The 13,418-nt window shown below is 58.0% G+C and carries 14 protein-coding genes; 6 read left to right on the forward strand and 8 right to left on the reverse strand.

Annotated elements, in window-relative coordinates:
* Positions 1–174: 174 nt before the first annotated feature.
* From PMI27_RS0229935 to PMI27_RS01265, 4 genes are all read right to left on the reverse strand, one after another.
* The gene (locus PMI27_RS0229935; protein ID WP_024164602.1) at positions 175–423 is read right to left on the reverse strand and encodes a putative transcriptional regulator; all 249 of its coding nucleotides are present in this window, start codon (positions 421–423) and stop codon (positions 175–177) included.
* Positions 424–468: 45 nt separating this feature from the next.
* Entirely contained in the window at positions 469–1,224 is a 756-nt protein-coding gene (locus PMI27_RS01275) for a DeoR/GlpR family transcriptional regulator (RefSeq protein WP_007916700.1), read from the reverse strand.
* Between the two features lie 96 nt (positions 1,225–1,320).
* Positions 1,321–2,826 (reverse strand): glycerol kinase GlpK, encoded by a 1,506-nt coding sequence (glpK, locus tag PMI27_RS01270; RefSeq protein ID WP_008156871.1) that lies wholly within the window; start codon positions 2,824–2,826, stop codon positions 1,321–1,323.
* Positions 2,827–2,902: 76 nt separating this feature from the next.
* The gene (locus tag PMI27_RS01265) at positions 2,903–3,754 is read right to left on the reverse strand and encodes an MIP/aquaporin family protein (protein ID WP_008156873.1); all 852 of its coding nucleotides are present in this window, start codon (positions 3,752–3,754) and stop codon (positions 2,903–2,905) included.
* Between the two features lie 370 nt (positions 3,755–4,124).
* Between PMI27_RS01265 and ybaK the strand changes: the two genes are divergently transcribed.
* Together ybaK and PMI27_RS01255 are read left to right on the forward strand one after the other, a co-directional pair.
* Complete coding sequence (gene ybaK, locus PMI27_RS01260; RefSeq protein ID WP_007971306.1) at positions 4,125–4,595, forward strand: Cys-tRNA(Pro) deacylase; 471 nt, start codon at positions 4,125–4,127, stop codon at positions 4,593–4,595.
* 106 nt (positions 4,596–4,701) lie between these two features.
* Positions 4,702–5,484: a PhzF family phenazine biosynthesis protein gene (locus PMI27_RS01255; protein ID WP_008156875.1), complete on the forward strand. Its 783-nt coding sequence runs from the start codon at positions 4,702–4,704 to the stop codon at positions 5,482–5,484.
* Between the two features lie 413 nt (positions 5,485–5,897).
* Here PMI27_RS01255 and PMI27_RS01250 read toward each other — a convergent pair whose 3' ends face one another.
* Both PMI27_RS01250 and argF read right to left on the reverse strand, forming a co-directional pair.
* On the reverse strand, positions 5,898–7,007 hold the full coding sequence (locus tag PMI27_RS01250) for an ABC transporter ATP-binding protein (RefSeq protein WP_008155593.1): 1,110 nt from the start codon (positions 7,005–7,007) through the stop codon (positions 5,898–5,900).
* A complete protein-coding gene (argF, locus tag PMI27_RS01245; protein WP_033053690.1) occupies positions 7,004–7,924 on the reverse strand; it encodes an ornithine carbamoyltransferase in 921 nt (306 codons plus the stop codon). The genes PMI27_RS01250 and argF overlap by 4 nt, the downstream gene beginning before the upstream one ends.
* A 417-nt stretch (positions 7,925–8,341) precedes the next feature.
* Here argF and PMI27_RS01240 point away from each other — a divergent pair, with 417 nt between their 5' ends.
* The 3 genes from PMI27_RS01240 (at position 8,342) to grxD (ending at position 11,311) form a co-directional block, all read left to right on the forward strand.
* Entirely contained in the window at positions 8,342–8,632 is a 291-nt protein-coding gene (locus PMI27_RS01240) for a hypothetical protein (protein ID WP_008155590.1), read from the forward strand.
* A gap of 134 nt (positions 8,633–8,766) precedes the next feature.
* The gene (locus tag PMI27_RS01235) at positions 8,767–10,872 is read left to right on the forward strand and encodes a molybdopterin oxidoreductase family protein (protein ID WP_008155588.1); all 2,106 of its coding nucleotides are present in this window, start codon (positions 8,767–8,769) and stop codon (positions 10,870–10,872) included.
* Positions 10,873–10,969: 97 nt separating this feature from the next.
* On the forward strand, positions 10,970–11,311 hold the full coding sequence (gene grxD, locus PMI27_RS01230; protein ID WP_007943565.1) for a Grx4 family monothiol glutaredoxin: 342 nt from the start codon (positions 10,970–10,972) through the stop codon (positions 11,309–11,311).
* Between the two features lie 175 nt (positions 11,312–11,486).
* Here the strand turns inward: grxD and bfr are convergent, their stop codons facing one another.
* Together bfr and PMI27_RS01220 are read right to left on the reverse strand one after the other, a co-directional pair.
* Complete coding sequence (gene bfr, locus PMI27_RS01225; RefSeq protein ID WP_008155586.1) at positions 11,487–11,960, reverse strand: bacterioferritin; 474 nt, start codon at positions 11,958–11,960, stop codon at positions 11,487–11,489.
* A 198-nt stretch (positions 11,961–12,158) separates the two neighbouring features.
* Complete coding sequence (locus PMI27_RS01220; RefSeq protein WP_008155585.1) at positions 12,159–12,377, reverse strand: bacterioferritin-associated ferredoxin; 219 nt, start codon at positions 12,375–12,377, stop codon at positions 12,159–12,161.
* A gap of 302 nt (positions 12,378–12,679) precedes the next feature.
* Here PMI27_RS01220 and PMI27_RS01215 point away from each other — a divergent pair, with 302 nt between their 5' ends.
* The gene (locus PMI27_RS01215; RefSeq protein WP_008155583.1) at positions 12,680–13,282 is read left to right on the forward strand and encodes a peroxiredoxin; all 603 of its coding nucleotides are present in this window, start codon (positions 12,680–12,682) and stop codon (positions 13,280–13,282) included.
* Positions 13,283–13,418 lie beyond the last annotated feature (136 nt).

Below are 13,418 nucleotides of genomic sequence, written 5' to 3' on the forward strand. Positions count from 1 at the left end.
CGATTGAAAATACTGATCGAAGGGCTGTGAAAGGAAAATTTTCGAACATTAAAAGAATGAAGAGGAGGGATTTGCTGCGACTTCTGTAGGAGCATGGCTTGCCCGCGATGGCGTACTCGAGGACGCCATCGCGGGCAAGCCGTGCTCCTACAGGTTGTTTAACTGCTTTCGCGGTTAAACAACCTCCAACCGAATCTTGTGCTGACTCAACAACTGCGCCAACGCCGGCACCGGCTGCTGATCGGTCACCAGGCAATCAATCAAACTGATCGGCCCCAGGCGAATCATGGCGTTGCGCCCGAATTTGCTGGAGTCCGCCGCGAGGATGACCTGTCGGGCATTGGCGATGATCGCCTGGGACACCCGAACAGCGACTTCTGTAGGAGCATGGCTTGCCCGCGATGGCGTACTCGAGGACGCCATCGCCGGCGAGCCGTGCTCCTACAGGTTGTTTAACCGCTTTCGCGGTTAAACAACCTCCAACCGAATCTTGTGCTGACTCAACAACTGCGCCAACGCCGGCACCGGCTGCTGATCGGTCACCAGGCAATCAATCAAACTGATCGGCCCCAGGCGAATCATGGCGTTGCGCCCGAATTTGCTGGAGTCAGCCGCGAGGATGACCTGTCGGGCATTGGCGATGATCGCCTGGGACACCCGAACTTCCTGATAGTCGAAGTCCAGCAGACTGCCGTCTTCATCGATACCGCTGATGCCGACCAAGGCGAAATCAACCTTGAACTGGTTAATGAAGTCGACACTGGCCTGACCGACCACGCCACCGTCACGCCGCACATTGCCACCCGTCAGCAGGACATCGAAGTCGTCCTTGGCGCTGAGCATCGAAGCCACATGCAGGTTGTTGGTGATGATCTTCAGGTGATTGTGATTGAGCAACGCCCGGGCGATGGATTCGGTGGTGGTACCGATATTGATGAACAGCGAGGCGTGATCCGGGATTTGAGCCGCAATGGCTTCACCGATACGCTGCTTTTCATCGCGCATCTGATCTGCACGCATGGCGTAGGCGGTGTTTTCGACGCTGGAATCGTAGGCTGCGCCGCCGTGGTAGCGACGCAACAAATTAGCTTCCGCGAGTTGATTGATATCGCGGCGGATGGTTTGCGGTGTAACGACGAACAGCGTAGCCATTTCCTCGATGCTGACATAGCCGCGTTCGCGGACCAGTTCGAGGATTTGCTGCTGACGGGGAGGCAGATTCATGGGGCTTCCTTTGGGCTGCCGTGCAAAAATTTGCCCATGATGCCGCAGGAATCTGCTCCCTGCCAGTTACATACAGATACGAGTACTCAGCTCAGCTTATTCAGCGCCTTCATGCGGTTCCCAATCGCGGGTGCGGCTGACGGCTTTTTTCCAGCCGGCGTAGAGTTTTTCCTTCGCGGTTTCGTCCAGGGTCGGTTCGAATTCGCGCTCGATCACAGCCTTGCCGCGCAACTCGTCCAGGCTGCCCCAGAAGCCACACGCCAGACCGGCCAGGTAAGCCGCACCGAGTGCGGTGGTTTCGCGCATTTGCGGACGCTCGACCTGAGTGCCGAGGATGTCGGCCTGGAACTGCATCAGGAAGTTGTTCGCCACTGCACCGCCGTCGACACGCAGGGATTTCAAGCGTTCGCCGGAGTCCTGTTGCATGGCGTCGAGAACGTCGCGGGTCTGGTAGGCAATCGACTCCAGGGCTGCACGAATAATGTGATCCACGCGTACGCCGCGAGTCAGGCCGAACAATGCCCCACGGGCATACGGGTCCCAGTACGGAGCGCCCAGACCGGTGAAGGCAGGTACCAGGTACACGCCGTTGCTGTCCTTGACCTTGTTGGCGAAGTATTCGGTGTCGTGGGCGTCGTTGATGATTTTCAGTTCATCACGCAGCCATTGAACGGTGGAACCGCCGTTGAACACGGCGCCTTCCAGCGCGTAAGCCACTTCACCGCGCGGGCCGCAAGCGATGGTGGTCAACATGCCGTGCTTGGATTTCACCGCTTTGTCGCCGGTGTTCATCAGCAGGAAGCAGCCGGTGCCGTAGGTGTTTTTCGCCTGGCCTGGTTCGACGCACATCTGGCCGAACAGGGCCGCTTGCTGGTCACCCGCGATACCGCCGATGGCGATGCCGCTTTTGGTGTGGCCGTAGATTTCGGACGAGGATTTAACTTCCGGCAGCATCTCGCGCGGAATATCCAGCACCTCCAGCATCTTCGCGTCCCACTCCAGCGTGTGGATGTTGAAGAGCATGGTGCGCGAGGCGTTGGTGTAGTCGGTGACGTGCACCTTGCCGCCGGTAAATTTCCAGATCAGCCAGCTGTCGATGGTGCCGAACAACAGTTCGCCTTTGCGCGCACGTTCGCGGCTGCCTTCGACGTTGTCGAGGATCCACTTGAGCTTGGTGCCGGAGAAGTACGGGTCGGTGACCAGGCCGGTGGTGTCGCTGATGTATTGCTCGTGACCGTCGCGCTTGAGCTGCTGGCAGATCTCGGTGCTGCGGCGGCACTGCCAGACGATCGCGTTGTAGATCGGGCGGCCGCTGGTCTTGTCCCAGACCACGGTGGTTTCGCGCTGGTTGGTGATGCCGATGGCGGCGACCTGATCGTGATGCAGGCCGGCTTGAGCCAGGGCCTCGACCATCACGGCGCTTTGGGTGGCGAAGATTTCCATCGGGTCATGTTCAACCCAGCCGGCTTGCGGGTAATGCTGTGCGAATTCGCGCTGGGCGGTGCAGACCACGTTCGCGTCGCGGTCGAAAATGATCGCGCGGGAGCTGGTCGTACCCTGATCGAGGGCAATGATGTAGTTCTTATTCTGAGTGTCGGTCATGTCGATTGCCTTGGACGAAAAAAGGGGAGTGAGGTCCGGCGCGTGATCTGATGGGCAGGATCACGCGCCAACGGTATCAAGAAGTTCTTGGTTTGCCGTCAATGGCCGGTACTGCTTCCTTTGTAGCAGGTAGGGCGCTGGGCAGATGACGGGCAATCAGCCCGCGATACGCTGCAGCACCGAGGCAGGCACCGACAATCGGTGCAAAAACCGGAATCAGGAAATACGGGATATCGCGCCCGCCGGTGAAGGAAATTTCACCCCAGCCAGCGAAGAAAGTCATCAGTTTAGGGCCGAAGTCGCGCGCCGGGTTCATCGCAAAACCGGTCAGCGGCCCCATCGAGCTGCCAATCACGGCAATCAGCAGGCCGATCAGCAGCGGAGCGAGCGGACCCTTTGGCAAGCCATTGTTGTCGTCGGTCAGGGACATGATCACGCCCATCAGGATGGCGGTGATGATCACTTCAACCAGGAAGGCTTGTGCCGTGGTCAAGGCCGGGTTGGGGAAGGTGGAGAACACCGACGCCAATTCGAGGCTGGCTTGAGTGCCACGAACCATATGGTGAGTTTGTTCGTAATCGAAGAATAAATTGCTGTACAGCGTGTAAACCAACAACGCTCCACAGAAGGCCCCAGCGATCTGGGCGAGAATATAGAAAGGCAGTTTGCGCTTTTCGAAGTCAGCGAAAATGCTCAGGGCAATGCTGACGGCGGGATTGAGATGAGCCCCGGAAACGCCGGCGGTCAGGTAGATCGCCATGCTCACGCCGACCCCCCAGATGATGCTGATTTCCCAAAGGCCGAAGCTGGCACCCGCGACCTTGAGCGCGGCAACGCAACCTGTACCAAAAAAGATCAGCAGCGCAGTGCCCAGAAATTCGGCCATGCATTGGCTTGAGAGCGACGGTTGTTGTAAAGCAGTTGTCATTGAAAACCTCATTTTTGTTGTTGTCTGGCGCTTTTGCATCATGGTCAAAGCGCGATTTTCACCGAGACAGGATCCCCATCCTGTTCTCGGCCTGCTGCTGGGTGCTGCAATAGGAACATTCGTACAGTATTCAGATTCGAAAAAATATAGACAAGAAACGCTGCTGTCAAAGGTCGAAAGTGAACCGTCAGTCACAATCGAACTATTAGTCACGTGAATGACCGCATCGTTCACGGGGCAGACCGAAGGTGGACGAACGGCATAAGTCGCCGCCAAGCCTTTGAAATAGCGCCGCAATAGAGCCTTTTATGGAGCAATGACCTAGAATCCAGCGCAGTATTTTTCTACTGCCGCCCAGTCTGGAGCTGTCATGACCCCCGCATTGGATTTGTTGAAAAAAGTTCGTGCCGAACATCGCGTGCACAGTTACGAACATGATCCGAAGGCAGCCTCCTACGGGCTGGAGGCCGCGGAAAAGTTGGGACTGGACCCGGCGCAGGTGTTCAAGACCTTGCTGGCGGCCAGCGAGAAAGGTGAATTGCTGGTGGCCGTGGTGCCGGTCGTCGGAAGTCTGGACTTGAAAGGCCTGGCTCATGCAGCGGGCGTGAAAAAAGTCGAAATGGCCGATCCTGCCGCTGCGCAACGATCCACCGGTTACCTGTTGGGTGGGATCAGCCCGCTGGGACAGAAAAAGCGCTTGCGCACCTTTATCGATAATTCGGCTCAGCCCTTCGCCAGCATTTTTGTCAGTGCGGGGCGACGAGGGCTGGAAGTCGAATTGGCACCCGCGGTGCTGGCTGAACATACCCAGGCGAAGTTCGCTGATATCGGCCGCGCCTGACGCGGACTATCAGCCCGGCGCTGTATGGTGAAAATGTATGGGCTCTGTCACTGGTGCCGGGTTGTCGGCAGCTTCATGCTCGGTGGCCTGACAAAGGGAGAAGGTTATGCAGCTTGAGTTTCATCAGGTCGATGCGTTCAGTGATCGGCCGTTCAGTGGCAACCCGGCGATGGTCTATCGCCTCGATGCCTGGCTTGCCGATGAGTTGATGCAGAAGATCGCCGCCGAGCACAACCTCGCCGAAACCGCTTTTGTGGTGCGCGAAGGGCAGGGCTGGCACATCCGCTGGTTTACCCCGACCACCGAAGTGCCGCTGTGCGGTCATGCGACCCTGGCCAGCGCTTACGTGCTGTTTGATATCTATAAAGAACCGGTCGAGCGACTGGACTTCATCTGTAAGTCCGGCCTGCTAAGCGTGAGTCGTGAGGGTGAGCGCTTGTGGCTGGATTTTCCGGCGCTCATCCCGTCGGAAGTGGGCGTGACCCTGGATGTCGAGCGCGCGCTGGGTGTGGAAGCGGTTGATGTGCTGGGGTCGAACGAGTTGTTCGTGGTGCTGGAATCCGAGCAGGCGGTGCTCGAATGTCAGCCGGACATGGCGGCACTGGCGAAACTGCCGTGGCCCGGGGCAATCGTCACGGCCAAGGGCAGCCAGCATGATTTCGTTTCCCGCTACTTCGCGCCGGCGATCGGCATCAACGAAGACCCGGTGACGGGTTCGACCCATTGCAGCCTGATCCCGTACTGGTCGAAACGTTTGGGCAAGTCGAGCCTGACGGCTTGTCAGCGTTCGGCTCGAGGCGGGGAGTTGTTCTGTCGGCTGGAAGGGGATCGGGTGAAAATCGGCGGGAATGCGACGCTCGTTGCGAGCGGAACGCTGATGCTCGGTTGATGCTGATCTTTGTAGGAGCAAAGCTCGCTCGCGATGAACGATGACGCGGTGCATCAGCTAAACCGCGGCGATGCTATCGCGAGCAAGCTTTGCTCCTACAGAGGCGGGGTGTCAGTGGGCAGTTGCAAGTGGAACGCTAATGCTCGGTTGATGCTGATCGTTGTAGGAGCAAAGCTCGCTCGCGATGAACGATGACGCGGTGCATCAGTTAAACCGCGGCGATGCTATCGCGAGCAAGCTTTGCTCCTACAGAAGCGGGGTGTCAGTGGGCAGTTGCAAGTGGAACGCTAATGCTCGGTTGATGCTGATCGTTGTAGGAGCAAAGCTCGCTCGCGATGAACGATGACGCGGTGCATCAGTTAAACTGCGGCGATGCTATCGCGAGCAAGCTTTGCTCCTACAGAAACGGGGTGTCAGTGGGCGCTGCTGTAGCGGCGCACACCGGATTCGACGGGCGGAATCTGCGCCGCCGTACTGCCCGACGCCTGAAACAGCACCAGGTGTTCAGCCGCGACACGAATGCCGACCTCTGACCCCACCTGATGATCGGCATGGCTCGGGAAAATCGATTCCAGCTGCGCGCCGGTCGGCAACTGCAAGCGATACAAGGTGGACGCACCCTGGAAAGACTTGCCGACAATCCGCGCCTTCAACGTGCTGTCCGGTGCATAAACGATATCGTCCGGACGCAGCAATACATCCACCGCACCGCCAACCGGCCAGGTGTAGGCACGATTACCGCGTAGCTCACCCAGCTCGGTCTGCACCGACTCGGGGCTGCTCAGCTGGCCGCGAATGAAGTAACCCTGACCGATGAAACTGGCAACATACGGCGTCAGTGGTTCGTGATACAGGTTGTAAGGCGTGTCCCACTGCTCCAGGCGACCCTCCTTGAAAACCCCCACGTGATCACTCACCGCGAACGCTTCTTCCTGATCGTGGGTCACCAGAATCGCGCTGGTACCACGGGCCTTGAGGATATCGCGCACCTCATGGCTGAGCTTGCGTCGCAGCTCGCCATCAAGGTTGGAAAAGGGTTCGTCGAGCAGTAGCAATTGCGGTTCCGGCGCCAGGGCACGGGCCAATGCGACGCGCTGCTGTTGACCGCCGGACAGTTCATGCGGGAAGCGCTTGCCGAGGTTTTTCAGGTTGACCAGTTCCAGCAACTCTTCGGTGACGCGATCCTTTTGCGGGTGCTTGCGGATCCCGAAGGCGATGTTCTCGGCCACGCTCAAGTGCGGAAACAGTGCGTAATCCTGGAACACCATGCCGATCCGGCGTTTCTCTGGAGCAAGGGTGAAACCGGCGCGGGAGATCGTCTCGCCCGCCAACTGGATTTCACCTTCGTGTACCGGTTCGAAACCGGCAATCGCCCGTAGCGTGGTGGTTTTGCCGCAACCCGAAGAGCCCAGCAGGCACCCGATGTCGCCGGCATTCAAATGCAGGTTGAGGTTCTGCACGACGCGCTGGTCTTGATAGCCGCAGGCGAGGTTACGCAGGTTCAACAGTAATGGATGGCTCATGCGTGGTGGTACGCCGGTTCGACGAGAAACTCGAGCAGGGCCTTTTGTGCGTGAAGACGGTTTTCGGCTTGATCCCACGCGACGGAGCGCTGGTCATCGAGCAGGTCGACGCTGATTTCCTCGCCACGGTGGGCCGGCAGGCAGTGCATGAACAGCACGTCCGGTGCGGCCAGGTCGAGCAGGGCGCGGTTGACCTGAAACGGCGCGAACAGTTTCAGGCGCTTGGCGGTTTCCTCTTCCTGGCCCATGGAGGTCCAGACGTCGGTGCTGACCAGGTGGGCGCCGCGTACGGCATCCTTCGGATCGCGGACGATGGTGACCCGATCGCCGGCCTTCGCCACGAATTCAGGGTTGGGTTCAAAGCCTTCCGGGCAAGCGACGCGCAACTGGAAGTCGAACTGGATCGCCGCTTCTATATAGCTGTTGCACATGTTGTTGCCGTCGCCGATCCAGGCCACGGTTTTGCCCTGGATCGAACCGCGGTGTTCGAGGAACGTCTGCATGTCGGCCAGCAACTGGCACGGGTGCAGGTCATCGGACAGGCCGTTGATCACGGGCACGCGGGAGTTGGCGGCGAATTCGGTCAGGGTGCTGTGGGCAAAGGTACGGATCATCACGGCGTCGAGCATGCTCGACATGACGATCGCGCAGTCGCCGATCGGCTCGCCACGGCCCAGTTGGGTGTCGCGCGGCGACAGGAAGATCGCCTGGCCACCGAGCTGGATCATGCCGGCTTCGAACGAAATACGGGTGCGGGTCGAGGACTTCTCGAAAATCATCCCGAGCACGCGGTTTTTCAGAGGCTCGAACAGTACGCCGCGGTTACGCAGGTCTTTGAGCTCAACGCCTCGACGGATCACGCTGACCAGCTCTTCGGGCGTGCAATCCATCAGGGAGAGAAAGTGCCTTGCGCTCATCATTGACTACCTTTTTGCAACAGACCGCAGATACTCAAAGCCTTGTTTAACTGAAAAACGGGCGAGACCTGCGGCGTAAGCCGCACGGGGCGACGAAATAGGGGAAGGCGCGATCTTATAATTAAATGTCGCGTCTTACCAATAGGGCTACGGTTTTTAGGGGATTTCAGAGGGGCTACGGGATGACCGCAGTAGCGCTTTTGAAGCCTGTTTCCTGACAGCAGCCCGTCATTTGTACACTGGGGTCACGGGGCTTTGCAATCAAACGGGGCGGAGACGGCATAGCAGCGGTCGGTTTCTGACCTGTCATTCGAAGCATTTGTGCTCGGGATCGATCGATGTGTCTGGTCTGAAACATTTGCTAAAGCAAAGTGGCGGGTTATAACTAACGCACGAACGACGCAGGAAGCCTTCGGAATGGAATCGAAAGAACGACAGTTAATGGAATTACTCGGCCTCACGGCTCGCTCGCTGACCCACCTCACCGCGTCCATGACCTCGATGTCCTTCGAGTTGATGCGCAGTGAAGACGAAGTGACCAAGGCTGCCGGCCGGCGGATGATCGACCGCATGGCAACCATCAGCACCGGCCTCGACGAGCACTGGCGGCTGATCGGCGAACTCACCGGTGTTCATGTCGCTCAAGAGCAGATCGAAACCATCCAGGAGATCCAGTTGCAGGCGCCGCCAAGGCTGCCGCCGAACTGATCCCCAGTGGTCATCGGCTGGCCTGATAGCCGCCGATTCACAAGACGAACGTCGCTGGCGCAGCAGTGGATCAGGCGCCATAGTTTTGTTCCCGCGGCCGATATTGCCCGCCCAGAACAAGACAGAGACTGGCCATGACCAAGACTCTCCATCACCGTGCGTGCCACTTGTGCGAAGCCATCTGCGGCCTGACCATCGAAACCACTGAGGTCGAAGGTGCGTTGCAGATCACGTCGATCAAGGGTGACGCTCAGGATACATTCAGCCGCGGGCACATTTGCCCCAAGGCCGTCGCCCTGCAAGATATTCAGAACGATCCGGATCGTCTGCGTCAGCCGATGCTGCGGGTCGGCAGTGAATGGCAGCCCATCGAGTGGGAAGACGCCTTCAGCCTTGTAGCCGAACGTCTGGCGGCGATTCAGGAGCGTCACGGACAGAACGCGGTGGCGGTCTATCAAGGCAACCCCAGCGTGCACAACTACGGGCTGATGACCCACAGCAATTACTTTCTCGGCCTGTTGAAAACCCGCAACCGGTTTTCCGCGACCTCGGTCGACCAGTTGCCCCATCACCTGACCAGCCATTTGATGTACGGCCACGGTTTGCTGTTGCCAATCCCGGACATCGATCACACCGATTTCATGCTGATCCTCGGCGGCAATCCGCTGGCCTCCAACGGCAGCATCATGACCGTGCCGGATGTGGAGAAGCGCTTGAAGGCTATTCAGGCCCGCGGCGGCAAAGTGGTGGTGGTCGATCCGCGCCGCAGCGAAACCGCAGCGATTGCCGACCAGCATCTGTTCGTGCGCCCCGGTGGCGATGCGGCGTTGTTGTTCGGACTGCTCAATACCTTGTTCGCTGAAGGTCTGACCCGCGACAGTCATTTGCCGGTGGACGGTCTGAATGAGGTGCGTGAGGCGGTCGCGAATTTCACTGCCGAGGCCATGAGCCCACTGTGTGCGGTGCCCGCCGAACAGATCCGCCAACTGGCGCGGGACTTTGCGGCGGCGCCGACTGCAGTCTGTTATGGCCGCATGGGTGTTTCGACCCAGGCGTTCGGCACCTTGTGTCATTGGGTTGTGCAACTGATCAATCTGGTCACCGGTAATCTCGATCGCGTGGGAGGGGCGTTGTGCACCGAACCTGCGGTGGACCTGGTGGCGTCCACCTCGGGCGGGCATTTCAATCTGTGGCAGAGCCGGGTCTCCGGGCGTCCTGAATACGGTGGAGAACTGCCGGTCTCGGCGCTGGCCGAAGAGATGCTTACCGAAGGGGAAGGGCAGGTCCGCGCGCTGATTACCGTGGCGGGTAATCCGGTGCTGTCGACGCCCAATGGCCGACAACTGGAACAGGCGCTGGACGGTTTGGAGTTCATGGTCAGCATCGACCTGTACATCAATGAAACCACGCGTTATGCCGACCTGATCCTGCCGTCCACATCGGCCCTGGAAAACGATCATTACGACACGACGTTCAATATGTTTGCGGTACGTAACGTCAGTCGGTTCAATCGCGCGATCCTGGCCAAGCCCGAAGGTGCGTTGCATGACTGGGAGATCTTCGTAGAGCTGGCCAAGGCCTTTGCTGCCAAGACCGGCAAGGAGCTGAAACCGACGATCCCGCCAGCGCAGATGATCGATCGTGGCTTGCGGATGGGGTTGTATGGCGATGCTTCGGAACAGAAGTTGTCGCTGGCGACCTTGTTCGATCACCCGCATGGGGTCGACCTCGGGGCGCTGAAATCCAACCTGACGCCTCGCCTGAAAACCGCCAACCAGCGCGTCCAGGCTGCGCCGCCAGCAATCCTTGCCGACCTGGCGCGCTTTGCAGCCTTGCAAGCACCCGCGGCCGATGAGTTGCTGATGATTGGTCGCCGTCATGTGCGCAGCAACAATTCGTGGATGCACAACTATCACCGCCTGGTGAAGGGCAAGCCGCGCCATCAATTGCTGATGCACCCGGATGACCTGGCCAGCCGTGGGCTCAACGACGGGCAACGCGTGCGGGTCAGTTCGCGGGTCGGTGTGATTGAAGTTGAAGTGCTCGGCAGTCTGGATATGATGAAAGGCGTGGTCAGCCTTCCGCACGGTTGGGGCCATGCGCGGCCAGGCGTGCAGATGACCATTGCCAGTGGTCAGCCGGGCTCCAGCGCCAATGACCTGACCGACGAATGTCAGCTCGATGAGTTGTCGGGCAACGCGGCGTTGAACGGTGTGCCAGTGACCGTGGCGGCGGCTTGATCAAGTCTGTCGGGGAGACCGAGCAGGGCGCTCGGGTTTCCGTTACAATGCGCCACCGTGCCGACCCCTGAGTCGGAAAGTTCAGCCGAGGTGCTCCATGGATATCATCGAAACGATTAAAGAGCAGATTGCTAACAACACCATTCTGCTTTACATGAAAGGTTCGCCGAATGCCCCGCAGTGTGGCTTCTCCGCGAAAGCCGCGCAGGCCGTGATGGCATGTGGTGAAAAGTTTGCGTACGTGGACATCCTGCAGAACCCGGAAATCCGCGCCAACCTGCCAAAATACGCCAACTGGCCAACCTTCCCGCAACTGTGGGTGGGCGGTGAGCTGGTCGGCGGTAGCGACATCATGACCGAGATGGCTGCAGACGGTTCGCTGCAAACCACCATCAAGGCTGCTGTCGAAGCTGCTGCTGCCAACAAGACCGAAGCCTGATCCGCTCTTTGTAGGAGTCGAGCTTGCTCGCGATGCAGACGCCGCGGTTTAGCAAGAACACCGCGTCATCGTTCATCGCTGGCAAGCCATGCTCCTACAAGAGCAGACATTAAAAAGCCCCGCCTCTTAAAAGAGAGCGGGGCTTTTTATTGTCTCGAGTTTAGCGGGCGCTAACTTACTCTTCGCCCATCTGCGATTGCAGATAGTTCTCAAGACCGACTTTATCGATCAGGCCCAGTTGGGTTTCCAGCCAGTCGATATGTTCTTCTTCGGACTCAAGAATATCTTCGAGCAGTTCACGGCTGCCAAAGTCGCCAACGGTTTCGCAATGAGCGATAGCCACTTTGAGATCCGCATGACCGGTGCGTTCGATACGCAGGTCGCACTCAAGCATTTCCTGGGTGTGTTCGCCGATCTGCAGCTTGCCCAGGTCCTGGACGTTCGGCAGGCCTTCAAGGAACAGGATGCGCTTGATCAGCTTGTCCGCGTGCTTCATCTCGTCGATGGATTCGTGGTATTCGTGCTTGCCGAGCTTGTTCAGGCCCCAATCTTCGTACATGCGTGCATGCAGGAAGTATTGATTGATCGCGACCAGTTCATTGGCAAGGATTTTGTTGAGATGCTGGATGACTGTAACGTCGCCTTTCATGATGGGGTCCTGCCCTAAGTAGCTGTCTATAAGGCAGAGTTTGAGCCGCGTAATTAAGAGTGTCAAACCTAAGTTATTGAAACTTAAGTGAAAATTAATCGGAATAAGAATGTTTGTGTTCCGCGTCTAGCGCGTAAGCGATTGATATTCAGGCATAAAAAAACCGGACATCAAGTCCGGTTCTTTGAAATACGTTATTTACGCGGCAGTAAATTCTACAGGGTAGGGAATCGCAGCCTGGGCCGATTGCAGTTTGGTCAGGGTTTCGCGGACCACTTCCTTGGCAAGGCAGGCACATTTACCGCATTGGCTGGCTACGCCGGTGGCCTGACGGACTTCCTTATAGCTGCAGCAACCTTCATAGATCGCTTCGCGGATTTGACCGTCGGTGACGCCAGTGCAGAGGCAAACATACATAAGTGAAAACCGTCGCTGGTTGTGACTCAATTGCGATGGATCTTAATGTTAACGAGAATGATTGTCAAAGTGGTTTCTGAAAGGTTTGATCAGGGCTGACGAACGGTTTCCTCTCAGCATCGATCACGAGGAAAACCTGTCGTCTGCATTTCCCCTGTCAAAAAAACCGTTAAGGACAGGGCAAAAACGCAGTGTATGATGGCCGGTCCTTATGAAGCGGGTTCGTGTCACAGGGCTGTCGCCTGAAGGTGGCAGGCTGGCGCAAACCCGGAACTTCACGTTTTTACACCAGGAGATATCCAATGAGCGTACTCGTAGGCAAACAAGCCCCTGACTTCACCGTACCGGCTGTACTCGGCAATGGCGAAATCGTAGACAGCTTCACCCTGTCGTCGGCCATCAAAGGCAAATACGGCCTGGTGTTCTTCTACCCACTGGACTTCACCTTCGTTTGCCCGTCCGAGCTGATCGCTCTGGACAACCGCATGTCTGACTTCAAGGCACGCAACGTTGAAGTGATCGCCGTTTCGATCGACTCGCACTTCACCCACAACGCCTGGCGCAACACCCCGGTCAACAATGGTGGTATCGGCCAGGTCCGTTACACCATGGCTGCCGATATCAAGCAGGAAATCATGAAGGCTTACGACGTTCAGTCCGCTGACGGCGTAGCTTTCCGTGGTGCGTTCCTGATCGACGACAAAGGCGTTGTCCGCTCGCAGATCATCAACGACCTGCCGCTGGGCCGTAACATCGAAGAGCTGGTTCGTCTGGTCGACGCTCTGCAATTCCACGAAGAGCACGGTGAAGTTTGCCCTGCCAACTGGAAAAAAGGCGACAAAGGCATGACCGCTTCCACCGAAGGTGTTGCGGCTTACCTGACCGAGCACGCTGCTGCGCTGTAAGGCACGTTTGAAGCATAAAAAAACCGGCCGTTGAGGCCGGTTTTTTTATGGGCGGGGTAAACCCAGCGACCGGGATCAGTCGTTGAAGTCTTCCCAGCCGCCCATTTGTTTCCAGCGATTGACGATGCCGCAGAAC

This window comes from Pseudomonas sp. GM41(2012) (assembly GCF_000282315.2).
Taxonomy (GTDB): Bacteria; Pseudomonadota; Gammaproteobacteria; order Pseudomonadales; family Pseudomonadaceae; genus Aquipseudomonas.

Coding starts and splice junctions, on each gene's coding strand:
- glpK (WP_008156871.1), bottom strand. CDS start 2,826: ATGACCGACACTCAGAATAAGAACTACATCATTGCCCTCGATCAGGGT.
- ybaK (WP_007971306.1), top strand. CDS start 4,125: ATGACCCCCGCATTGGATTTGTTGAAAAAAGTTCGTGCCGAACATCGC.
- PMI27_RS01235 (WP_008155588.1), top strand. CDS start 8,767: ATGACCAAGACTCTCCATCACCGTGCGTGCCACTTGTGCGAAGCCATC.
- PMI27_RS01240 (WP_008155590.1), top strand. CDS start 8,342: ATGGAATCGAAAGAACGACAGTTAATGGAATTACTCGGCCTCACGGCT.
- PMI27_RS01255 (WP_008156875.1), top strand. CDS start 4,702: ATGCAGCTTGAGTTTCATCAGGTCGATGCGTTCAGTGATCGGCCGTTC.
- argF (WP_033053690.1), bottom strand. CDS start 7,924: ATGAGCGCAAGGCACTTTCTCTCCCTGATGGATTGCACGCCCGAAGAG.
- PMI27_RS01215 (WP_008155583.1), top strand. CDS start 12,680: ATGAGCGTACTCGTAGGCAAACAAGCCCCTGACTTCACCGTACCGGCT.
- grxD (WP_007943565.1), top strand. CDS start 10,970: ATGGATATCATCGAAACGATTAAAGAGCAGATTGCTAACAACACCATT.
- PMI27_RS01275 (WP_007916700.1), bottom strand. CDS start 1,224: ATGAATCTGCCTCCCCGTCAGCAGCAAATCCTCGAACTGGTCCGCGAA.
- bfr (WP_008155586.1), bottom strand. CDS start 11,960: ATGAAAGGCGACGTTACAGTCATCCAGCATCTCAACAAAATCCTTGCC.
- PMI27_RS01250 (WP_008155593.1), bottom strand. CDS start 7,007: ATGAGCCATCCATTACTGTTGAACCTGCGTAACCTCGCCTGCGGCTAT.
- PMI27_RS0229935 (WP_024164602.1), bottom strand. CDS start 423: ATGGCGTCCTCGAGTACGCCATCGCGGGCAAGCCATGCTCCTACAGAA.
- PMI27_RS01265 (WP_008156873.1), bottom strand. CDS start 3,754: ATGACAACTGCTTTACAACAACCGTCGCTCTCAAGCCAATGCATGGCC.
- PMI27_RS01220 (WP_008155585.1), bottom strand. CDS start 12,377: ATGTATGTTTGCCTCTGCACTGGCGTCACCGACGGTCAAATCCGCGAA.